Annotated in this window: 22 protein-coding genes; 12 read left to right on the top strand and 10 right to left on the bottom strand. The window is 33.7% G+C overall.

What is annotated here, in order from left to right; genetic code table 11:
- Positions 1-30: 30 nt before the first annotated feature.
- The 4 genes from H599_RS0107675 to H599_RS0107660 are packed head-to-tail and all read right to left on the bottom strand — an operon-like array spanning position 31 to position 2,342.
- The gene (locus H599_RS0107675; RefSeq protein WP_026713596.1) at positions 31-516 is read right to left on the bottom strand and encodes a GyrI-like domain-containing protein; all 486 of its coding nucleotides are present in this window, start codon (positions 514-516) and stop codon (positions 31-33) included.
- A 47-nt stretch (positions 517-563) separates the two neighbouring features.
- Positions 564-1,607: a virulence RhuM family protein gene (locus H599_RS0107670; protein WP_026713595.1), complete on the bottom strand. Its 1,044-nt coding sequence runs from the start codon at positions 1,605-1,607 to the stop codon at positions 564-566.
- 47 nt (positions 1,608-1,654) lie between these two features.
- The gene (locus H599_RS20765; protein ID WP_155960760.1) at positions 1,655-1,798 is read right to left on the bottom strand and encodes a hypothetical protein; all 144 of its coding nucleotides are present in this window, start codon (positions 1,796-1,798) and stop codon (positions 1,655-1,657) included.
- Between the two features lie 16 nt (positions 1,799-1,814).
- On the bottom strand, positions 1,815-2,342 hold the full coding sequence (locus H599_RS0107660; protein ID WP_026713594.1) for a hypothetical protein: 528 nt from the start codon (positions 2,340-2,342) through the stop codon (positions 1,815-1,817).
- A gap of 335 nt (positions 2,343-2,677) precedes the next feature.
- Here H599_RS0107660 and porX point away from each other — a divergent pair, with 335 nt between their 5' ends.
- The 4 genes from porX (at position 2,678) to H599_RS0107640 (ending at position 6,553) form a co-directional block, all read left to right on the top strand.
- Entirely contained in the window at positions 2,678-4,231 is a 1,554-nt protein-coding gene (gene porX, locus H599_RS0107655; RefSeq protein ID WP_026713593.1) for a T9SS response regulator signal transducer PorX, read from the top strand.
- A gap of 90 nt (positions 4,232-4,321) precedes the next feature.
- Positions 4,322-4,729 carry a tRNA (adenosine(37)-N6)-threonylcarbamoyltransferase complex ATPase subunit type 1 TsaE gene (gene tsaE / locus H599_RS0107650; protein WP_026713592.1) on the top strand — a complete coding sequence of 136 codons (408 nt, stop codon included), beginning with the start codon at positions 4,322-4,324 and terminating at the stop codon, positions 4,727-4,729.
- Between the two features lie 210 nt (positions 4,730-4,939).
- Complete coding sequence (locus H599_RS0107645; protein ID WP_026713591.1) at positions 4,940-6,139, top strand: alanine dehydrogenase; 1,200 nt, start codon at positions 4,940-4,942, stop codon at positions 6,137-6,139.
- Between the two features lie 36 nt (positions 6,140-6,175).
- On the top strand, positions 6,176-6,553 hold the full coding sequence (locus H599_RS0107640; RefSeq protein WP_026713590.1) for a DUF4258 domain-containing protein: 378 nt from the start codon (positions 6,176-6,178) through the stop codon (positions 6,551-6,553).
- 80 nt (positions 6,554-6,633) lie between these two features.
- On the opposite strand, the gene ung is transcribed toward H599_RS0107640, so the two are convergent.
- Genes ung through H599_RS0107625 form a run of 3 tightly spaced genes read right to left on the bottom strand, consistent with a single transcriptional unit; the run spans position 6,634 to position 7,962 of the window.
- Positions 6,634-7,308: a uracil-DNA glycosylase gene (ung, locus tag H599_RS0107635; RefSeq protein ID WP_026713589.1), complete on the bottom strand. Its 675-nt coding sequence runs from the start codon at positions 7,306-7,308 to the stop codon at positions 6,634-6,636.
- A gap of 5 nt (positions 7,309-7,313) precedes the next feature.
- Positions 7,314-7,679 carry a HepT-like ribonuclease domain-containing protein gene (locus H599_RS0107630; RefSeq protein WP_026713588.1) on the bottom strand — a complete coding sequence of 122 codons (366 nt, stop codon included), beginning with the start codon at positions 7,677-7,679 and terminating at the stop codon, positions 7,314-7,316.
- Positions 7,672-7,962, bottom strand: a complete 291-nt coding sequence (locus H599_RS0107625; RefSeq protein ID WP_026713587.1) for a nucleotidyltransferase family protein — start codon at positions 7,960-7,962, stop codon at positions 7,672-7,674. The genes H599_RS0107630 and H599_RS0107625 overlap by 8 nt, the downstream gene beginning before the upstream one ends.
- Positions 7,963-8,046: 84 nt before the next feature.
- Between H599_RS0107625 and H599_RS0107620 the strand changes: the two genes are divergently transcribed.
- Both H599_RS0107620 and H599_RS0107615 read left to right on the top strand, forming a co-directional pair.
- The gene (locus H599_RS0107620; RefSeq protein WP_026713586.1) at positions 8,047-10,212 is read left to right on the top strand and encodes an endonuclease MutS2; all 2,166 of its coding nucleotides are present in this window, start codon (positions 8,047-8,049) and stop codon (positions 10,210-10,212) included.
- Positions 10,213-10,328: 116 nt separating this feature from the next.
- Positions 10,329-10,742 carry a thiol-disulfide oxidoreductase DCC family protein gene (locus H599_RS0107615; protein ID WP_026713585.1) on the top strand — a complete coding sequence of 138 codons (414 nt, stop codon included), beginning with the start codon at positions 10,329-10,331 and terminating at the stop codon, positions 10,740-10,742.
- A gap of 102 nt (positions 10,743-10,844) precedes the next feature.
- On the opposite strand, the gene H599_RS0107610 is transcribed toward H599_RS0107615, so the two are convergent.
- Positions 10,845-12,014, bottom strand: a complete 1,170-nt coding sequence (locus tag H599_RS0107610; RefSeq protein WP_026713584.1) for a proline dehydrogenase family protein — start codon at positions 12,012-12,014, stop codon at positions 10,845-10,847.
- A gap of 94 nt (positions 12,015-12,108) precedes the next feature.
- Here H599_RS0107610 and aroB point away from each other — a divergent pair, with 94 nt between their 5' ends.
- The 6 genes from aroB (at position 12,109) to H599_RS0107575 (ending at position 19,037) form a co-directional block, all read left to right on the top strand.
- On the top strand, positions 12,109-13,176 hold the full coding sequence (gene aroB, locus H599_RS0107605) for a 3-dehydroquinate synthase (RefSeq protein WP_026713583.1): 1,068 nt from the start codon (positions 12,109-12,111) through the stop codon (positions 13,174-13,176).
- Positions 13,177-13,468: 292 nt separating this feature from the next.
- Positions 13,469-14,863 (top strand): type III PLP-dependent enzyme domain-containing protein, encoded by a 1,395-nt coding sequence (locus tag H599_RS0107595; RefSeq protein WP_026713581.1) that lies wholly within the window; start codon positions 13,469-13,471, stop codon positions 14,861-14,863.
- A 106-nt stretch (positions 14,864-14,969) separates the two neighbouring features.
- Positions 14,970-15,941 (top strand): deoxyhypusine synthase family protein, encoded by a 972-nt coding sequence (locus H599_RS0107590; protein WP_026713580.1) that lies wholly within the window; start codon positions 14,970-14,972, stop codon positions 15,939-15,941.
- Between the two features lie 10 nt (positions 15,942-15,951).
- Positions 15,952-16,350 (top strand): hypothetical protein, encoded by a 399-nt coding sequence (locus H599_RS20760; protein WP_026713579.1) that lies wholly within the window; start codon positions 15,952-15,954, stop codon positions 16,348-16,350.
- A 100-nt stretch (positions 16,351-16,450) separates the two neighbouring features.
- A complete protein-coding gene (gene recQ, locus H599_RS0107580) occupies positions 16,451-18,586 on the top strand; it encodes a DNA helicase RecQ (protein ID WP_026713578.1) in 2,136 nt (711 codons plus the stop codon).
- Positions 18,555-19,037, top strand: a complete 483-nt coding sequence (locus H599_RS0107575) for a DNA-deoxyinosine glycosylase (protein ID WP_026713577.1) — start codon at positions 18,555-18,557, stop codon at positions 19,035-19,037. The genes recQ and H599_RS0107575 overlap by 32 nt, the downstream gene beginning before the upstream one ends.
- Here the strand turns inward: H599_RS0107575 and H599_RS0107570 are convergent.
- Together H599_RS0107570 and H599_RS0107565 are read right to left on the bottom strand one after the other, a co-directional pair.
- On the bottom strand, positions 19,032-19,547 hold the full coding sequence (locus H599_RS0107570) for a DinB family protein (RefSeq protein ID WP_026713576.1): 516 nt from the start codon (positions 19,545-19,547) through the stop codon (positions 19,032-19,034). The genes H599_RS0107575 and H599_RS0107570 overlap by 6 nt on opposite strands.
- A 3-nt stretch (positions 19,548-19,550) precedes the next feature.
- On the bottom strand, positions 19,551-22,136 hold the full coding sequence (locus H599_RS0107565; RefSeq protein ID WP_026713575.1) for a phosphoenolpyruvate carboxylase: 2,586 nt from the start codon (positions 22,134-22,136) through the stop codon (positions 19,551-19,553).
- Positions 22,137-22,145: the final 9 nt, after the last annotated feature.

The raw sequence follows: 22,145 nt of genomic DNA, 5'->3' as shown, positions 1-22,145 counted from the left end.
AAATCAGTTTCATCCGTGTACCATAAAAACTTAAAGCGTTTTCAAGCGAACAGGAATCCAGACTTCTTCTTCCGAATTAGGATCCCCTTTTTTATATTTCGAACCTAAAATTTCAAAATGTGGTCGGTCATCCACCACATAAGCTGAATTCGGAATCCATTCGCTAAAAATGGCTTCAAAAAAAGCGGGCGCATCGCTGCCGTCTCCTTTGTATTCAAAAACCGCATACCAACCTCCGGGAATCATCAAAGTATGCATGTTGGGCGGAATATTTTCAAAAGCACTTACTTCAGCCGCTGCCCATTTTTCAAAAATCGTTTCCGGATTAAATGCTGTCCAAAAACCTTCCGGAAATTGCTGTACCGAAAACAAATCTGAACCAATAGTATTTACAATTTCCTTTTTAATAGGCATAAAACTTTGCCACAACGGCACCGGATTATAAGCCGCATAATTCATGCTTTGCTTACAACCTACTATTTTTTTTTCTTCGAGGGCTATGATTTTGGGTTTCATTTTAAAAGTATTAAACCGTATGTTATGTGTATTAAATTTGGTGTATCTTACTCTTTTTTAGGAGTAAGTTGATTTTTAATGATTTTATCAAAATCACTTTCAAATAATCGATCCTGAATAATTCTGTATTTTTCGAACTCACTTTCAGCATGTGCTTTGGCTATTTCAGCAGTTACTTTTCCTGCGTTTTGTAAAATTTCTCTATCGGTAGCTTCAATAAATTTATTCAAGCGACTCTCCCAATCTTCCATAGTCATCGGGATTTGTCGGATAGCCATATCTTCAGCTATATCTAAATAGGCTGAAACCAAACGTTGTAATTGTTCTATTTCGTTTTCAGTCAAATAATTTTTAGCTACACTAACATCAAATTTTTGGATTTTTCCACTAGGAGCATCTTTCCAACTGGTCAAACCCATATTTTCTTTTTGGTGATTGGCTCTATTCACAACAACTTCTGCAGCTGTTTGTCCGTGTATTGCCCAATGGAGTTTGTTTTGAACAGTGGCAAAAAATCGTTGCGTTGCAGTAGCTGAAATATCATAATCTATGGCTGTACTATAAATATCTGTGATTTTTTGATAAAATTTACGTTCGCTTAGGCGAATTTCTCTAATCCGTTGAAGTTGTTCTTCAAAATATTTCTTCCCTAAAAGAGTACCGTCATTTTTCAATCGCTCATCATCCATTGCAAACCCCTTGATGATAAACTCCTGTACAATTTGTGTCGCCCATTTTCTAAATTGTACTGCTCTCTCAGAATTTACTTTGTAACCAACCGCAATGATTGCAGAAAGATTGTAGTGCTGCGTATTATAATTTTTACCATCTGAAGCAGTTATCCGGAATTTCCGGATAACTGTATCGTCTTGTAATTCACTGTCTTTAAATATCTTTTGTAGATGTTCATTAACGGTTCTTACATTCACGTTGTAAAGCGTTCCCATCATTTTTTGTGTCAACCAAATATTTTCATTGGCATAAATGGCTTCAACGCCTCCTTCTCCAGTAGCTGCAATAAAGGTTAAGTACTCAGCCGTAGAAGAACGGATTACTGATTTCATGTCTTTATCTTCCTTTTTTTTATTCATTTTACTTTCTTTTGATGCAATTCAGTTTCTAAATGAATTAAATTTTCTTAAACTTCTTCCACAATTTTTGAATCCAAATCACTCACTTCTACCACAGCCCATTTTTCAAACTGATTGTAAGTCACATAATTCATTTGCTGCTTGCAACCTAACAACTTTTTTTCTTCGAGGGCTATTATTCTAGGTTTCATATCAATTTAGATAAAATTATTTCTTCGTGTTTTCTTTTCTCCTAGCTATAAATTGTTCTTTATTAGTAATAACATAGTTTTTTAATTTTATCAATCCTTCGATTACCTTTTTATAATTCTCAGGACTTTCTTTTTTGGAATAAAATTGATAATCGTTTTCATTACTATAATCAATAATTGCTTCCAATATTTTAATATAATTATCTACATTTTCACCCAATTTATAATTAATTTCCTTCCCTAAAACATTTTGTAAAGAAGCAAAAATGGCTTTGTCTCCATCAGGTTTTGTATCAGGATGAGCTAATATATAATACCTGTATCTCAACTGACCAACATAAAACAATAAAGCCGATTCGTTTAAATTACCGTCTTTATAATATTTTCCAGCTTCTTCAAAAAAAGATACTGGATGTACTTTTTCTAATGTAGCCACTTTAGTCATTACTTCCTGATTAAACAATTCAGGATGAAAAGTTTTTTTTTGCTGAGCTAATAAAGAGTTAGTTAAAATAAATAGAGTTATAATTACTGTTTTTTTCATGTTTTTAATTTATTATTTTATAAATATTAAATAATTTGATAATTTCAAATATAAGACAATTCTGTACATAAAAACTTAAACTTATCAACAATAATGAATTAGTTATAAAACTTTGAACTTCTAAACTAAGAACTATTTGCTAGACCAAAGAAAGAAATTTTATCAAAATATTAGGAAAATGGCGCTTTTAAAATGACTAATTTGCACAATGATGCAAGAACATTTGCGTTAACATAAAACTATTTTAAATTGTGTTCTACACTTTAAAAAAAAATACTTAATAAGATTCCTCATTCTTCGGAATGACATACTAAGGACAAAAAGACAATGAATTTATGGACAAAATAAAAATACTTTGGGTTGACGACGAAATTGATTACCTAAAACCACATATCCTTTTTTTAGAAAAAAAAAACTACGAAGTCACCACTTGCAACAACGGCTTGGATGCCATTGAAATATTTGACAATGAAAACTTTGACATTGTTTTCCTTGACGAAAATATGCCCGGAATGAGCGGCTTGGAAACCCTTTCGGAAATGAAGGAAAAAAAGAGTGCCATCCCGATGATTATGATTACCAAAAGTGAGGAAGAATACATCATGGAGGAAGCCATTGGCGCTAAGATTGCTGATTACCTGATTAAACCCGTGAATCCCAATCAGATTTTGCTGAGTTTGAAAAAGAATTTGGACAACTCCAAGTTGATTTCGCAAAAAACCACTTTGGATTACCAAAAGGAATTTCGCAAAATTGCGATGGAAATGGGTATGGTCAACAGCTATGAAGACTGGATTGAATTATATAAAAAACTATTATTCTGGGAATTGCAACTGGAAGATATCAACGATCCGGCGATGATAGAAATCTTGGAATCCCAAAAAGTAGAAGCCAATTCGCAGTTTGGTAAATTCATCGAACGTAATTACGAAGATTGGTTTCTGCCAAAAGCTGATACTCCTGTACAGTCGCATACCTTATTCAAAGAATTGGTTGTTCCGGAACTGAAGAAAAAAGAGCGTCCGGTACTGTTTATAGTAATCGATAATTTGCGGTACGACCAGTGGAAAGCCTTTGAAAATGTCGTTGCCGATTATTACAAATTAGAAAAAGAAGTACCCTACTACTCTATTTTACCTACGGCAACCCAATATGCCCGAAATGCCATTTTCTCAGGTTTATTACCGGTTGAAATGGAGAAAAAACATCCTGATTTATGGAAAAATGATCCGGACGAAGGCGGAAAAAACTTGTTTGAAGCCGAATTTCTGGAAGCCCAACTAAAACGCCTGAATTTGAACATCAAATCAGATTATTTTAAAATAACCAATATGGCTTCGGGCAAAAAACTTCTGGACAACTTTAAAACTCTAAAAGACAATGATTTGGTGGCTCTTGTTTATAATTTTGTCGATATGCTTTCGCATGCCAAAACCGAAATGGATGTGGTAAAAGAACTGGCTCCGGATGATAAGGCTTATCGCTCGCTGACGTTGAGTTGGTTTAAAAATTCACCTTTACTGGAAATCATCCAACAGGCGCAAAAATTAGGTTTCAAACTGATTCTCACCACCGATCACGGAACCATCAACGTTAAAAATCCGTCAAAAGTAGTAGGTGACAAAAACACTAGCCTGAATTTACGCTACAAAACCGGTCGAAGCTTAACTTATGAGCAAAAAGATGTTTATGCCGTAAAAGACCCTAAAAAAATTGGCTTACCCGCTATAAATATGAGCAGTTCTTTTATTTTTGCAAAAAATGATTTGTTTTTGGCTTACGTGAACAATTACAATCATTATGTGAGTTATTATAAAAATACGTATCAACATGGCGGAATTTCATTGGAAGAAATGATTGTGCCTTGTTTGATATTTAATCCAAAGTAGTAACTAGAAATTAGTGAATAGTGATTAGTATATTTTATAATAATTCACTTCATAACTAATTACTAATCACTATTCACCAATTACTAAAATATGGAAATCACTTTTTCATTAGAAGAAATAAACAATGTTGCCGAACTAATTGTAGCGGCTCAACCACATAAAGTAATTCTTTTTAATGGCGAAATGGGAGCCGGAAAAACTACTTTTATCAAACAATTGTGTAAAACTTTAGGTGTTACCGAGGCAACCAGCAGTCCTACTTTTTCTTTAGTAAATGAATATGAAGCGGCAAATCGTCAACTTATTTATCATTTTGATTTTTACCGTTTGAAAAAAGAAACCGAAGCACTTGATATGGGCGTAGATGATTATTTGTACTCCGGAAATTGGTGTTTTATCGAGTGGGCTGAAAAAATTGCCGGTTTGCTTCCGGAATCTTATTCCACAATTAGTATTGAAGTATTACCGGATAACAAACGTCTTTTAAAATTAAATTAATGATAAATCATATATTAATCACTGTAAATCAATAAATTAATTTGTCTTTATTAAATTGAATTCCGAAATTACGTCTTAATAAAATCTATAAAAATGGTGAAATTGATACCTAATCTTAATAAATAAAATCATTTCTGTTTTTATCAGAATATAAAGCTTATTTTTTTAATCTTTTTGTGTAATTTTACTTTTTAATAGTATCAAAAAACGATGTCGATTTCAATAACTCCATTTACCAAACAACAGTTATTACCTCAGGAAGAGAAGCTGGAAGTTGCCAGAAAAAAAGGCGAACTATTTATTGGTATTCCAAAAGAAACAAGCTATCAGGAACGACGCATCTGCTTAACGCCCGATGCGGTAAGTTCATTAGTGTGTCATGGACATCGCGTAATGATTGAATCAGGAGCCGGAGAAAGCGCCAGCTATTCCGATAAAGAATATTCTGAAGCCGGAGCCGAAGTAACCAAAGACACGCAAAAAGTTTTTGGTTGTCCGATGATTTTAAAGGTGGAACCGCCTACAGTTGCCGAAATCAATATGATGAACAATCAAACGATTTTGCTTTCTGCAATTCAATTAAAAACCAAGAAAAAAGAATATTTCGAAGCTTTAACCAAAAAGAAAATCACCGCATTAGCTTTTGAATACCTTAAAGATGTCGATGAAACTTATCCGGTTGTAAAATCTTTAAGCGAAATTGCCGGAACAGCCTCCATTTTAATCGCTGCCGAATTAATGATTGCCAATTCTTATGGCAAAGGCTTGCTCTTTGGAAACATTACCGGAGTTCCCCCTACTGAAGTTGTCATTCTGGGCGCTGGAACTGCAGGAGAATTTGCCGCCAGAACGGCCATTGGTTTAGGAGCAAACGTAAAAGTTTTCGATAATTCGATTACCAAATTAAGACGACTGCAAAACAGTTTGAACCAACGTATTTTTACTTCCACGATTCAGCCAAAGGCTTTAATGAAAGCTTTAAGACGTTGCGATGTTGCTATTGGCGCGATGCGCGGTCTGGAACGCTGTCCGGTTGTAGTTACGGAAACGATGGTCGAGCACATGAAAAAAGGGGCTGTCATTGTTGATGTGAGTATCGATACCGGTGGTTGTTTTGAAACTTCCGAAGTAACCACTCACGAAAAACCTACTTTTATAAAGAGCAATATTTTACACTATTGTGTACCCAATATTCCTTCCCGCTATTCCAAGTCAGCATCCTTGTCTATTAGCAACATTATCACTCCTTATTTATTGAAAATTGCCGAAGATGGCGGTCTCGAAAGCGCCATTCGTTGTGACAAAGGTCTGAAAAACGGAGTTTATACCTATCACGGAATTTTAACAAACAGAGCCATTGGCGAATGGTTTGATTTACCTAACAACGACATCAATTTAATTGTATTTTAAGCAAACATCAATTACCTTTGCCCAAAAATTAAATACATGAAATTTGTACAACGTTTTGCCTATTATTTAGTAGGTTTAGTAATAGGCTGCTTTTTTGTAGCCCTTGTTTATGGCGGAAAAGATACGCGCTGCAATTATTTCCCAAATGCCCGTGTTTTGAATGATATCAGAAGTAAACCTTTCGAATATTCCGTAAAAGCAACTCAGGTTTTAAATGAAAAATGGGTTGATACCGCTGATATTAGAAAAACGCTTGAATTTGGTGATGTTGATTTTGATAAAAGCGACACAGAATTTGGAAAAAAAGCCAAATTATACGTTATCGAAGGAAAAACAACCAAAAATGTCGAAATCATTTTGACTGTAAAAAACGAAGAAAACAAAGCTACTTTAGAGAATATTATCAAGAAGTAAGCTTTTTAAAATAACCGCAAATTCGCAAATTTAATTCAAATATTAATTTGCGAATTTGTTGTTTTAATACTTTTCTCTTATTATAAAACCCAATCTATTTCTTCCTGATTTTTTGATTTCAAATAAGTATTAGCCTGTGAAAAGTGTTTGTTTCCAAACCATTTTCCCTGATTAGCACTCATAGGCGAAGGATGTCCACTCTCCAAAACCAAATGTTTGTTTCGGTCAATTTTGCTTCCTTTTTTCTGCGCAAAAGACCCCCAAAGTAAGAAAACAATTTGTTCTTTTTCATCGGATATTTTTTGAATAACAGCATCCGTAAATAGATTCCACTTCAAATGTTTGTGACTATTCGGTTTGTCTTTTTGAACGGTAAGCGAGGCATTTAACAATAAAACACCCTGCTTCGCCCAATGTTCTAAATTTCCGGAAACAGGCATTAATAAGTTGTCTAAATCATCGTTGATTTCGCGATAAATATTTCGTAACGAAGGCGGGATTTTTACGCCATTATTAACCGAAAAACACAAACCATTTGCCTCTCCTTCACCGTGATAAGGATCCTGACCAATAATAACCAATTTCAAATTGGAAAAATCACAATAATTAAAAGCCGAAAAAATCAAATCTTTTGGCGGATAACAAATACCGGTCTGATATTCCTTTTCTACTTCCAACATCAAATCAGAAAAATAAGGTTTTTGTAATTCATCTGACAAAATTGCCTGCCATTGCGAAGATAAGTTGAGTTGCATGTTTCTTAATTAAATTTACTCAACTCTTTAGTTACAATACTTTTTAATTGAGGTAAATAATTGTCACAAATTTGATATACAATTTCATAATCCAACATCTCATAATGGTGTGAAATAAAATCCCGAAAACTAATGATTTTACTCCATTCCATTTCTGGATAGTTAGTTTCTAACAAATTGTGTTTTCTAAAAATATTTTTTATGTTTTCTCCTATTGCCTGAAGTCGGGTAACAATAGCATCCAGAAGCGTTTTTCCATATTCTGTAGAAACAAAATCAATCGAAGAATTGATTTCTGAAAATCTTCTGTTACAAACAGTAATATGTTCCAAAACAGTTTCTAAAGAATATTTATATACGGCATCATACATAAATTAAATCATTTTTTATGGTATCCAAAAAACGTTGCGATACATGAGGTCCTTTACGAACAATTTCTATTTTAGCCTTCAATTTGTTCTCCAGAAAAGCGTATAATCCCATCAGAAAACTATATGAGGGCTCCTTGAATTCTACCAGGAAATCTACATCGCTTTCTGTATCTTCAAGTCCTTTGGCATAGGAACCAAATAAAGCAATAGATACAACTCCAAAATTATCTTTCAGAAATTGTTTCTCAGTTAGTAAACTATTAATGATTTCTTCTTTTCTCATGTAACAAATATAAAAATTAATTGTTTTCTATTAATAGAACTTAACAAGTTTGTAACTTTGATGCTTTTAGAATTTAGCATACAAATGATATCCATCACCGAAAAAACATTACAGGATTTACAATTTCCAACCATTCTCGAAACCATTTCAGGGATTTGCAATACCGAAATTGGAAAAGAAAAAGCGTTAAAAATCACTCCTTTCCGGGAAAAAGAAAATTTGATGCAGGCTTTGATGCAAACTTCGGAGTATGTTTCTTCTTTTCAAAATAACAACGCCATTCCTAATCACGGTTTTGATGCGATCACACATGAAATAAAATTCCTTTCAATAGAAGACAGCTTTCTAGAAGTGGGCAGTTTTAGAAAAATTGCTACACTTTCTTCCACAGTGAATGCGATGTTGCAATTCCTGAAAAAATTTGATGATTATTACCCCAATATCAATGCAAGAGCTTCCAGAGTGGAATTTACCAAAGAAATTGTAACTCTGATTGATGTGGTTGTGGATAAATATGGCGAAATTAAAGACAATGCCTCTCCTGCGTTATCCGATATTCGCCGAAATATGAATTTGGTTCGGGGAAAAGTTAATCAAAGTTTCGGAATTGCATTACAGCAATACAATGGACTTGGATATTTGGATGATATTAAGGAAAGTTTTGTACAAAATCGTCGTGTTTTGGCGGTTTTAGCGATGCATAGACGAAAAGTAAGAGGAACCATTTTAGGCAGTTCAAAAACTGGTAGTATTGCTTATATTGAGCCTGAAATGACCCTAAAATATTCACGTGAATTGAGCAATTTAGAATACGAGGAAAAAGAAGAAATCACCTGTATTTTAAAACAATTATCCAATGCCATTCGTCCTTTTGTACCTTTATTAAAAGAGTATCAGGAGTTTTTAAGTGACATTGATGTGATTGCTGCCAAAGCAAAATATGCCGAAAAAATCAACGGTTTACTGCCAAATATCACCGAAGAACGCCGTTTGTATTTCAGGGAAGCTTACCATCCTATTTTGTATTTGACTAACAAACAAAAAAAGGAAATTACCTATCCGCAAACTATCGAATTGCAGCAGGAAAACCGAATTATTGTGATTTCGGGACCTAATGCGGGAGGAAAAACCATTTCCTTAAAAACGATTGGTTTGTTGCAATTGATGCTGCAATCAGGTATGTTGATTCCGGTTCATGAACGTTCAGAAACTTTTTTATTTGATCGAATTTTAACGGATATTGGTGATAATCAATCTATTGAAAATCATCTGAGTACCTATAGTTACCGATTAAAAAACATGAACTACTTTTTGAAAAAATGCAATCGTAGAACGATGTTTTTAATTGACGAATTTGGTACGGGTTCAGACCCGGAATTAGGTGGTGCTCTGGCCGAAATTTTTCTGGAGGAATTCTATCATCGGGAAGCTTTTGGAATTATTACGACACATTATGCTAATTTGAAAATACTGGCTAATGAATTGCCTTTTGCAACTAATGCCAATATGCTTTTTGACGAAAAATCATTGGAACCAATGTATAAATTAGTTTTAGGACAAGCCGGAAGTTCCTTTACATTTGAAGTAGCTCAGAAAAACGGAATTCCGTTTGGCTTAATCAATCGGGCGAAAAAGAAAATTGAAGTCGGCAAAGTCCGCTTTGATAAAACCATTGCTAATTTGCAAAAAGAACGTTCTAAACTGGAAAAAACCTCTCAAAACCTGAAAGAGGAAGAAACCAGAGCTCGTGAGGAAGGGAAAAAAATGGAATCCATCAACAGCAAAATCAAGCAAAAACTGGAAAGCTATCAGGAACTGTATGACAGTAATCAGAAAGCCATTTATATAGGCCAAAAAATCGATGATTTGGCCGAAAGATATTTCAATAATAAGAACAAAAAAGAGCTGATTGGCGAATTTTTAAAGATTGTAGAAATCGAAAATTCCAAACGTAAAAAAGCTACCGTCAAAGAAACCAAAGCCAAAGAAGCCAAGAAAAAAGAAATTATCGAAGAGGTAAAAATTCAGGTGGAAGAAATCAGAAAAGAAAAGAAAGAAAAAAAGCTAAAACCCGTTATTGAAAAACCTAGACCCGTTTTAAAAATTGGTGATCGGGTACGAATGCTGGATGGAAAAGCCGTGGGAAGTATTGATAAGATTGAGAAAAACAAGGCTGTTGTAAATTATGGTTTGTTTACTTCTAAAGTAAGTTTAGATGAATTAGATCTGGTGGAAGCAGTGAAGAAATAGTATTCAGTGAGTTATTTGTAAGTTCCGATAGTTATTGGAATGAAGTAATCTCACGAGAATAAATTAATTAGTAAGTAAAAACAAAATGCGATTGCTTCGTTCCTCGCAATGACAAAATGCAAAACCTACCTAAAAACAAAAAAATAATTCTCTTTGATGGTATTTGCAATCTGTGCAATTCGTCGGTGCAGTTTATTATTGAAAGAGACAAAAAAGATGTTTTCAGATTTGTGGCTTTGCAATCCGAACTTGGTCAGGAAATTTGCAATTATATTGGTGTAAAACCAAAAATAACAGACAGTATCATTTTGTACGAACCCGGAAAGGCTTATTATTTAAAATCTGAAGCTACTTTGAAAATTGCCACTGAATTTCATTCGGTTTATTCTCTGTTGGGAATTTTTAAAATTTTTCCAATTGGCATTCGGGATTCCTTTTACGATTACATTGCCAGGAACCGCTATAAATGGTATGGCAGGAAAGAACAATGTATGATTCCAACTCCGGAATTGAAAGCTAAATTTTTATAGCGCAATCAGGCAAAAATCTTTTCTGCCAATAAAAAAACACACAAACTTTCACAATTCAATTGATAAAAATTTGTGCAATTTGTGGTGAAATAATAAGTATTTTTATGCTTTCTTTCTTCTTTTACGTTCTTTTTTAAGCATTTTCAATTCGCGACTGGTTTGTCCCGCAACCGAAGTATTTTCTTCGGCACGTCTGATTAAATAAGGCATTACGTCTTTTACCGGACCAAAAGGTAAATACTTAGCCACATTGTAACCATTGTAAGCCAAATTATAACTGATATTATCACTCATCCCGTACAATTGGCCAAACCAAACTCTATTATCAGTAGCACTTAATCCTTTTTCTTCCATCAATTGCATTAGGTAATACGTGCTTTCTTCATTGTGTGTTCCCACAAAAATGGACATCGAATCAATATTTTCGAGCATATACAAAATTGCAGCGTTGTAGTTCGCATCTGTCGCTTCTTTTGAAGGACAAATGGGTGATTTGTATCCTTTTTCAGCTGCCCTGTCATTTTCTTTTTCCATATAAGCCCCGCGAACAATCTTCATTCCGATATGAAAACCTTGTTCTTTAGCTTGTTCGTGTAATTTTTTCAAATAATCCAAACGATTCCAACGATACATTTGTAAAGTATTAAACACAATAGCTTTCTCTTTATTGTATTTACACATCATATCGGCAACAATGGCATCGGAAGCATCCTGCATCCAACTTTCTTCTGCATCAATCAATAAAGCCACATCTTTTTTATGCGCTTCACTGCAAATAATATCAAAGCGCTCCACAACTCTATCCCACTCAGCCTGTTCTGCTTCCGTCAGAGCAATTTTAGCCCCCACTTTTTCATACAAATCAATTCTTCCAAGCCCCGTAGGTTTAAAAACTGCAAACGGAATTGCCTGACGCTCTTTGGCAAAATCAATTGTTTTCAGAGTCATTTTCAAAGCCGCTTCAAACTGATCTTCTTCCTCTTTTCCTTCTACAGAATAATCTAAAACCGAAGAAACTCCTTTAGTGTACATTTTGTCAACCACCGAAAGACAATCTTCTTCATTCACTCCGCCACAAAAATGATCAAAAACGCTGGCGCGAATTAATTTTTCTACCGGAAGATGAACTTTCAAAGCAAAATTGGTAACCGCAGTTCCAATTCGTACCAAAGGCTGACTGGAAATCATTTTGAAAAGAAAATAAGCCCTGTCTAATTCGGTGTCGCTCTTTAAAGCAAAAGCGATTTCGGTATTTTTAAAAATCTTTTTCATTTTTTTTTTCATTATTTGAAACAAATATAGACAGAGTTATGAATAATAATTACTCGAAATTGCCTTATTTTGCATTTCAAATTAATTAATGACGATGCAAACAATTCAAGCCAATAATTACCCAATCTATTTTAACGAAAAAGCATACGAAGCTTTAAATCTTCACATCAGCCAAAATAAATATTCAAACATTTTTATAATTGTTGACAGTAATACGAATGAATTTTGTTTACCAAAATTATTACCGTTGATCGAAACCGATTTGAATGTAGAAATTATAGAATTTGAGGCCGGAGAAGAAAATAAAAATATCGAAACCTGCGTTGAAATCTGGAAAGTATTGACAGAACTTGGCGGCGACCGAAAAAGTTTGGTGTTAAATTTAGGTGGTGGTGTTGTGACTGATTTAGGCGGATTTGTGGCTTCAACCTTTAAACGAGGTGTTGATTTTATTCACATTCCTACTACTTTGCTTTCTATGGTGGATGCTTCTGTTGGTGGAAAAAATGGAGTAGATTTAGGAAATTTAAAAAACCAAATCGGAGTAATTAACGTTCCCAACATGGTTTTGATTGACACGCAATTTTTAGAAACAGTGCCTCAAAACGAAATGCGTTCCGGTCTTGCTGAAATGTTGAAACACGGTTTGATTTACGACAAAAAATACTGGGAAGAGTTTTTAGATATTTCGACGATTGATTTTGACGCTTTAGATCAATTAATTTATCGTTCGGTTGAAATTAAAAACGAAATTGTAAAACAGGACCCAACAGAGAAAAATATCCGAAAAGCATTGAACTTTGGTCATACTTTAGGTCATGCTATCGAAGGTTATTTTCTGGAAAATGAAAATAAAACTACTTTGCTTCACGGCGAGGCGATTGCTGTGGGAATGATTTTGGAAAGTTTTATTTCATTGCACAAAGGATTAATCACAAAAGAGGAATACATTCAAATCAAAACCGTTTTGAAATCAATTTATGAAGATATTACATTTGAAGAAGAAGATATCGAACCAATTTTAGATTTGTTAATTCACGACAAAAAGAACGAATACGGAAGCATTCAATTTGCTTTAATTGAAGGTATCGGAAAGATAAAAATCAACCAAGAAGTTGAGAATGAATTGATTCTTGAAGCCTTTGAAGATTACAAATCGTAACCTTATTTTTTTATAAAAAAGGATTGCATCACTTATATTTTATTTTTTACATTTGCCGCGATGAAAAAAGATCAAAAACAACGAAACTACCGCTCCAGCCAAGGCGTGAATAATACTTCTTTTCAAAGAATATTGAAACGTTTTTTTTGTGTTGCGAGACAGTTTCATTTTGATATTTTTCAATTCTTAAAAGTAGAAAACGAAAAATTGCAGATTATTTATGCCAATATCAGGGTTTGAATTATAGTTTAATTTATTTCATTAAAACTATAAAATCATAAATCCTAAAAAAATGAATACTAAATATTCAGACTTAATTAATCAAACCTACTATTTCCCTCAGGAAGAATTTAAACTAAACAAAGACAACCTTTTATTTCACAATATTGATTTGATGAAATTGGTTGAAAAATACGGTACACCTTTAAAGTTTACTTATTTACCTCAAATTTCCAACAATATCAACAAAGCCAAAAGCTGGTTTCGTAGAGCGATGGAAAAAAACAAATATGAGGGAAAGTACTATTACTGCTATTGCACCAAAAGCTCTCATTTTGAATTCATTATGAATGAAGCTTTTAAAAATAATATTCACGTTGAAACGTCATCGGCATTTGACATTAATATTGTTGAGAATTTATTGCAAAACGGTAAAATAAACAAAAGCACTTATGTGATTTGCAATGGTTTTAAAAGAGACGAGTACATTTCTAATATTGCCCGATTAATCAATAACGGACATAAAAATACCATTCCGATTATTGATAACTACGAAGAATTAGATTTGCTTCAGGCGGAAATCAAAGGAAAATTCAAAATTGGAATTCGTATTGCTGCCGAAGAAGAACCAAAATTCGAGTTTTATACTTCTCGTTTAGGAATTGGTTATAAAAACATTGTTAATTTTTACAAAAAGCAAATTCAGGACAATCCAAATCTTGAATTAAAAATGCTGCACTTTTTCATTAATACCGGAATCAATGATACGGCTTATTATTGGAACGAATTAGTAAAATGTATCAAAGTATATATTGCACTTAAAAGAGAATGTCCAACATTAGACGGACTGAACATTGGTGGTGGATTCCCCATCAAAAATTCTTTGGCTTTTGAATACGATTACCAATACATGATTGACGAAATCATCAATCAGATTAAAATTGCCTGCGAAGAAGCCGAAGTAGATGTTCCGCATATTTTTACGGAATTTGGTTCCTTTACTGTTGGAGAAAGTGGCGGCGCTATTTATCAGGTTTTATATCAAAAACAACAAAACGACAGAGAAAAGTGGAATATGATTGATTCTTCTTTCATCACCACTTTACCGGATACCTGGGCCATAAACAAGCGTTTTATCATGTTAGCCGTTAACCGCTGGAACGATACTTACGAGAGAGTACTTTTGGGCGGACTTACTTGCGACAGCGACGATTATTATAATTCGGAGCAAAACATGAACGCGATTTATTTGCCAAAATACAACAAAGAAAAACCGCTTTATATCGGATTTTTTAATACGGGCGCTTACCAGGAAACAATCGGCGGATACGGTGGATTACACCACTGTTTAATCCCGCAGCCTAAGCACATTTTAATTGACAGAGATGAAAATGGTATCCTGGCAACGGAAGTATTTTCGGAGCAACAAACCTCTGAAGAAGTATTAAAAATTTTAGGCTACAAATAAAAAATAATTAATTAAATACACCTTTGGTAGATTTATAATTTCATTATATTTGAACCGATTTAGATTCTAAATATGATAAATTTACTAATGATTTAAACCCTATAAAATGAGTAAAGGACCAATCAGTCAATTTATTGAAAAACACTATTTACACTTTAATTCAGCTGCATTAGTTGACGCTGCCAAAGCATACGAACAACAATTAGCGAATGGTGCTAAAATGTTAGTGAGTATGGCTGGTGCCATGAGTACCGCCGAAATTGGAAAAATATTTGCCGAAGTAATTCGTCAGGATAAAGTTCAGATTATTTCCTGTACAGGAGCTAATCTTGAAGAAGATATTATGAACTTAGTAGCGCATTCTCACTACGAAAGAGTACCTCACTACCGTGATTTGACTCCGCAGGACGAATGGGATTTATTAGAAAGAGGATTAAACCGTGTAACAGATACCTGTATTCCGGAACACGAAGCTTTTCGCAGATTACAAAAACACATCTACAAAATCTGGAAAGATGCTGATGATAAAGGAGAGCGTTATTTTCCTCATGAGTTCATGTACAAAATGTTACTTTCGGGAGTATTAGAAGAATATTACGAGATTGACTTAAAAGACAGCTGGATGTATGCAGCTGCTGAAAAAAACTTGCCTATTATTGTACCAGGATGGGAAGACAGTACAATGGGAAACATTTTCGCTTCTTATGTAATCAAGGGAGAATTGAGAGCATCTACCATGAAATCAGGTATTGAATACATGACTTTCTTAGCCGATTGGTACACTAAAAATTCTGAAAACGGTATTGGTTTCTTCCAAATTGGTGGAGGAATCGCCGGAGATTTCCCTATTTGTGTGGTGCCAATGTTGTATCAGGATATGGAAATGCATGACGTTCCTTTCTGGAGTTATTTCTGCCAAATTTCAGATTCAACAACAAGTTATGGATCTTATTCCGGAGCGGTTCCTAATGAAAAAATTACCTGGGGTAAATTAGATATCAACACCCCTAAATTCATTATCGAATCAGATGCTACTATTGTGGCGCCATTAATTTTTGCTTATTTATTAGATTTATAATACCATTTATATGAGAAGAGTTATTGTTGAGTATGCTAAACTAACTAACGAAATTTTAAACTTATTGGTTGAAAAATTTCCTGATGGATATGATGACGAAGATATCATTCGTTTTAAAAATGCCAAAAATGAATTAGTTGAAGCAGTTGAAGTTCGTACAGAAGACACTATTTACTTAGTAAAAGTAAGTACTAAGCTTGCTGACAGAATTGAGAATTTTGATGAAGATGATGATATCGATGATGTAATTGAACCAATTGCTCCAATTAAAGGTTTAGATATGGATGATGATATCAGTGACGATGACGACGATGACGATGATAATGACAAGCCAGAACTTGACGATGAAGATGAAGATGGAGACGATAAAGACATCGCTGATGAAGAAGATGACGAGGACGAAGATTAATTCATAAGAATACAAAACGATAAAGGAACTCCAAAAAGAGTTCCTTTTTTTATCCTTACAAACTGTAAAATTTTTCAAAAAAAACAACAAGCTTCCTTAAATGATTACTTCTCAAATTTTACACACCACACTTAAAGAAAATTTTGGATTTGAAAAATTCAGAACGAATCAGGAAGAGATAATTAATACGGTTTTACAAAACAAAGACACTTTGGCTATTATGCCTACAGGCGGAGGAAAATCGATTTGTTTTCAATTGCCAGCCCTATTATTTCCGGGACTAACCATTGTTATTTCGCCTCTGATTGCTTTAATGAAAGATCAGGTTGATAGTTTAAAATCCAATGGAATTCCGGCTTGTTACATTAACAGTACACAAACAGAGGATGAACAACAACAGCATATAGACAACATCATTAATCAAAAAATAAAACTCGTTTATATTGCTCCCGAAAGTTTATCGTATTTAGAAAATATTTTTAGCACCATCAATATCAGTTTGATTGCTATTGATGAAGCGCATTGCATTTCGTCCTGGGGACATGATTTCAGACCGGCTTACACCAATTTAGGTTATCTCAAAAACCGCTTCCCTTCTACTCCTGTTTTAGCTTTAACTGCAACCGCCGATAAAGCTACACGTGAAGACATTAGCAAACAATTAAATCTTAAAAAACCCAACATTTTTATCGCTTCCTTTGATCGGAAAAACCTAAGTCTGGAAGTTCGTCCGGCTTTAGACAGAGTCAAACAAATTATTGATTTTATCGAATCCAAAGTAAACGATTCCGGAATTATTTATTGCTTAAGCAGAAAAGCAACTGAAGAACTTGCTGGAAAATTACAAAAAGCAGGAATTGCCGCCAAAGCTTATCATGCCGGTTTAGACGCTGAAATTCGTTCTAAAACTCAGGATGAATTTATAAACGATGCATGTCAGGTAGTTTGTGCCACGATAGCTTTTGGAATGGGAATCGACAAATCCAATGTACGTTGGGTAATTCATTACAATCTTCCCAAAAATATCGAAGGATATTATCAGGAAATTGGTCGTGCAGGACGTGATGGCTTAGCTTCCGAAACCATTTTATTTGAAAGTTACGGAGATGTTATTCAGCTTCAAAAATTTGCTTCACAGGGACAAAATGCCGAAATCCAATTGGCAAAATTGGAACGTATGAAACAATATGCAGATGCTTTAAGTTGTCGTCGAAAAATATTACTTTCATATTTTGGAGAAATCGTTACCGAAAATTGTAACAACTGTGATATTTGCAAAAATCCACCGGAATTTTTCGATGGTACCATTTTAGCCCAAAAAGCACTTTCGGCTATTATTCGCCTCAAAGAATCAGAACCATTAGCGGTAATTATTGATTTTTTAAGAGGTTCTAAAAATGCTTATATCTACGAAAAAGAGTACCAAAACCTGAAAACTTATAGCGTAGGAATTGAAACTTCCTGGCAGGACTGGAATCAATATTTGATTCAGTTAATTAATTTAGGCTATTGTGAAATCGCTTTTCACCAACAAAATAAAATCAAATTGACTTCTTTGGCAAAAAAGGTTTTATTTGAAAATGAAAAAGTGCAACTCAGTACAATCAAAATTAAGGAAGACAGGGAAAAAGAAAAACCGACTACCCAAACAAAAACAATTACAAATTCATTATTTGAAAGTTTGCGCAAGTTGCGTTATGAAATTGCTCAGGAAGAAGATGTTCCTGCTTATGTTATTTTCAGCGATGCTACCTTACGACAAATGGAAATCAATCGTCCGATGAGCGAAGAAGAATTTATTGCCATTGACGGAGTCGGAAGAAGTAAATTAGAAAAATACGGCGACGCTTTTATCAAAACAATCATTGCTTTTCAAAAGGACAAAAAGCTAAAAAAACAAAAAACTTCCAGTACCTACAAAGAAACATTGACTCTTTATAACGAAGGCTTAAACGCAGAAGAAATTGCAACCAAAAGAAAACTTGGTTTAAGCACAATTATTTCTCATTTGTCCAAATTATACTTAGACGGAAATGCAATCGATTTATCGCAATTTATCACTCAGGAAGAAGTTGATTTAATTGCCAAAGCGGAAACAAAATTAAAAAATCCTACTGCTTTAAAACCTTATTTTGATTATTTTGAAGAAAAAATAAGTTATGAAAAAATCCGAATCGCATTAGCCATCATCGAAAAGAAAACTCATGATTTACTCCTTTCCGCCATTTGTAAATAAAGAAACTAAAATTCTGATTCTGGGAACCATGCCTGGAATTGCTTCTTTAGAAAAACAGCAATATTATGCCCATCCACGAAACCATTTTTGGAAAATTCTTTTTACCATTTTAGAGAAAACTGTTGTTTCTGAAATTTACGAAGAAAGAATTCAACTTTTAACCAGGAATAAAATTGGAATTTGGGATGTACTTCAAAATTGTGAACGCAAAGGAAGTTTGGATATTCATATCAAAAATCAGCAAGCAAATGATTTTGAAAAATTATTCGAAGAATATCCGGCGATAAAAACAATTGTTTTCAACGGAAAGGAAAGTCATCGTTATTTCATTAAAAGTTTCGGAAAAATAAAAGGCATTACCTATCATGTAATGCCTTCTACCAGTCCAGCCAACACAATGTCTTTTGAAAAAAAATTGAAAAGCTGGTCTGTTGTTTTTGATAATTTATAAATAGCGTTCCTGAAAAATTCTTTGATGGTGTTTTTGATGTCCAATAATGATAAAACCAATTGCGCGAACCGAAATTTCATTATTAGAAGCTATTCCGATTCTTTTTAATTGTTCCTCTGAAAAACTTTTAAAAAGTGCTAAAGTACTCTGGCGAACAATAGACAACTCGGTTAATAAGCTTTGCAAATGTCTTTCGTTAGCATTTGTATTCAAAACAAAATCATTCTCATCAAATCCAGGCAAAGGCGTTTTATCATTTCTTGAAATTCGCAAAGCCCGATATGCAAAAACACGTTCGGTGTCAATTACATGCTGAATAATTTCTTTGATTGTCCATTTCCCTTCAGCATAGCGATAATCAAATTTATCCATTGGAATATCCTGAACAAAACGAATAAAAGCATGAAGACTTATTTCTAAGTCTTCATACAAATCTTCATCACCGGCTTCCTGCATATAAGTTGCATAAAATCCAGTGTATTCGTTGTTGGGAATAGCTATTCGCTTCATAAATTAAGCTGAGTTTCTACTTGCGTTAGTATTTCCAAATAAAGAACGCATTACGATTTTTTCGTAAACTTTAATCAGTTTTTCATCCGGATTAGCTTCTTTATTCAATTCGTTAATTCGTAATAAAGCACATTGTTGAATTGTCAATAAAGGCAATACAATACGCTCTCTGATTTGAATCGAAGCCATTCCGTCAGGATAATTTTCCATCAGTTCTTTATGACCGGCAATTTTCAATAACAAACGTTTTGTTTCTAAAAACTCATCGTAGATATTTTGCCAGAATTCTCCAAATTCAGGATCATTTTTCATATAAGCTGTCAATGGGAAGAATGATTTTGCCAATGACATCATACTGTTTTCCAATAATGTTTTAAAGAACAGGGAATGATTGTATAAATCCTTAACTTTATCCCATTGATTTGTTTCTTCAAAATGCTTCAACGCTGAACCAACTCCGTAGAAACCTGGTACATTTTGCTTCAACTGACTCCATGAACCCACAAAAGGAATTGCTCTTAAATCTTTAAAATCTAATTTTTCAGATTTGCTTCTTTTTGTTGGACGGCTACCAATATTAGTTTTAGCATAATATTTCAACGTACTCATTTTTTCTAAGTACGGAATAAATTTATCATGATTCTTGAAACTCAAATATTTCTCATATCCCAGTTCCGATAATTGTGTCATTACTTCCTTATCTGTTTCAGATAATTTATTTAATTCTTTATTAAATACCTGATTAGTAACACCGGCACTTAATAAATTTTCTAAATTATAACGACAAGAATCTAAGGTTCCAAAATTAGAACTAATCGTTTGTCCCTGAACGGTTACCTGAATTTCTTTGTTTTCAATTTCCGGTCCTAAAGAAGCGTAGAATTTATGTGTTTTTCCTCCTCCACGAGCTGGTGGTCCACCACGTCCGTCAAAGAAAATCACTTTAATTCCGTATTTTCTGGACATGGCTGTAAGCTGTTCTTTTGCCTGATAAATACTCCAGTTAGCCATTAAATACCCACCATCTTTTGTTCCGTCAGAGAATCCAAGCATGATTGTTTGCTTCATTCCTCTGTTAGCCAGGTGAGCAGCATAAACCGGATTCGTATATAATTGCTCCATCACATTATGTGCATTTTGCAAATCATCAACAGATTCAAACAACGGCACAATATCAACAGAAGGATGTTCCCAATTATTCAATCTAAACAATGCAAAAGCTTCTAAAACATTCACCGCATTTTCATTGTTACTAATGATATAACGGTTCGCTCCTAATTCTCCATTAGCATTTTGAATTTGCTGAATTGCTCTGATTGAATCAATCGTAGATTGGGTCATTTCATTTTTAAAATCAGCCGAATTCAAATTCCCCTGTACCTGAGTTAAAACTTCACATTTTTCAGCTTCCGATAAATCGTAATAGTTTTTAGGAAAAACATCACTGCCGTTTGCTAAATAGTAATCAAAAATATCTCTGAAAACCGCATCGTGAATTTTACTGTTTTGACGAATATCCAAAGTTGCAAAGTGGAATCCGAATAAGTTTACTTTTATTAATAAAGCTTCTAATTCATCAACATATAACGATTGATGTTGCTCTACAATAATCGTTTTAATTTTATTTAATTGCGATTTAAATTCTTCCAAAGTGATGAAAATTTCACCTGTAGAATAAAACACAGAACGGTATAATTTATTTTCAAGTTCAGCAACTAAAACATCAACACCTGAGAAAGTTAGCTTTCTTTTTAAGTTTCTCATTTCAAAATAGTAACATTTTAAAATAGACGTTCTTAAACGGTCGGCAACTTTTAATGTAATATCAGTTGTTACAAAAGGGTTTCCGTCTCTGTCTCCGCCCGGCCAGAAACCAAGTTGGATAATAGGGTTTTTGATATTTTTATTCGGAGCAATATTCGTTTCTAAATAATGCATTAAATCTCCGGCCGTATTATAGAATACATTTTCCAGATACCAAATCAAACTTACCGCTTCATCAAAAGGATTTGGCTTTTCATTTTTGATAAATGGTGTTTTTCCTAATTGAGCTAAAAGCTGTTTAATTTGTAATAAATTATTATCACGAATTGCCTGAGTCAAATCATTAATAATTCCTAAAACCGGACCAGGATAAAATTGTGTCGGGTGAGCCGTTAAAACTGTCCTGACATTGAAATTTTCTAAAAACTCAGCCAATTCCTCATTGTTTCCTCTGGCTTCTGATTTTTCTTTAATATCTCTCAAAGAACCGCGCCCTTCCATATTATTTACAATAGGAAAAGCAGCATCTTCAATCGCATCAAATAATACAATTTGACGTTCGATATACTGAATAAAACGAAACATTAAGTCGATTTTATCAGCCTCTACATCAGTATGTAAATATTTTTTGGAGAAAAATTCAAAAATTTCCTTTGGTGTTTCCATTTTTTTATATCCTGTTTCACAAACTTCTGTGAATAAAGGAAGTAAAGCACCTGTATTATCAATTGAATCAAAAGGTAAAGTAATGAAAACGCTGTTGTAAATATGATATTTAGAGAGAACATTTTGATTGAAACGTTCTATTTTAGGGAGCGTATACATAAATTATGT

It is taken from the genome of Flavobacterium daejeonense DSM 17708, from assembly GCF_000425425.1.
Classification (GTDB): Bacteria; Bacteroidota; Bacteroidia; order Flavobacteriales; family Flavobacteriaceae; genus Flavobacterium; species Flavobacterium daejeonense.
This window is presented reverse-complemented; position numbering and strand designations above follow the sequence as displayed.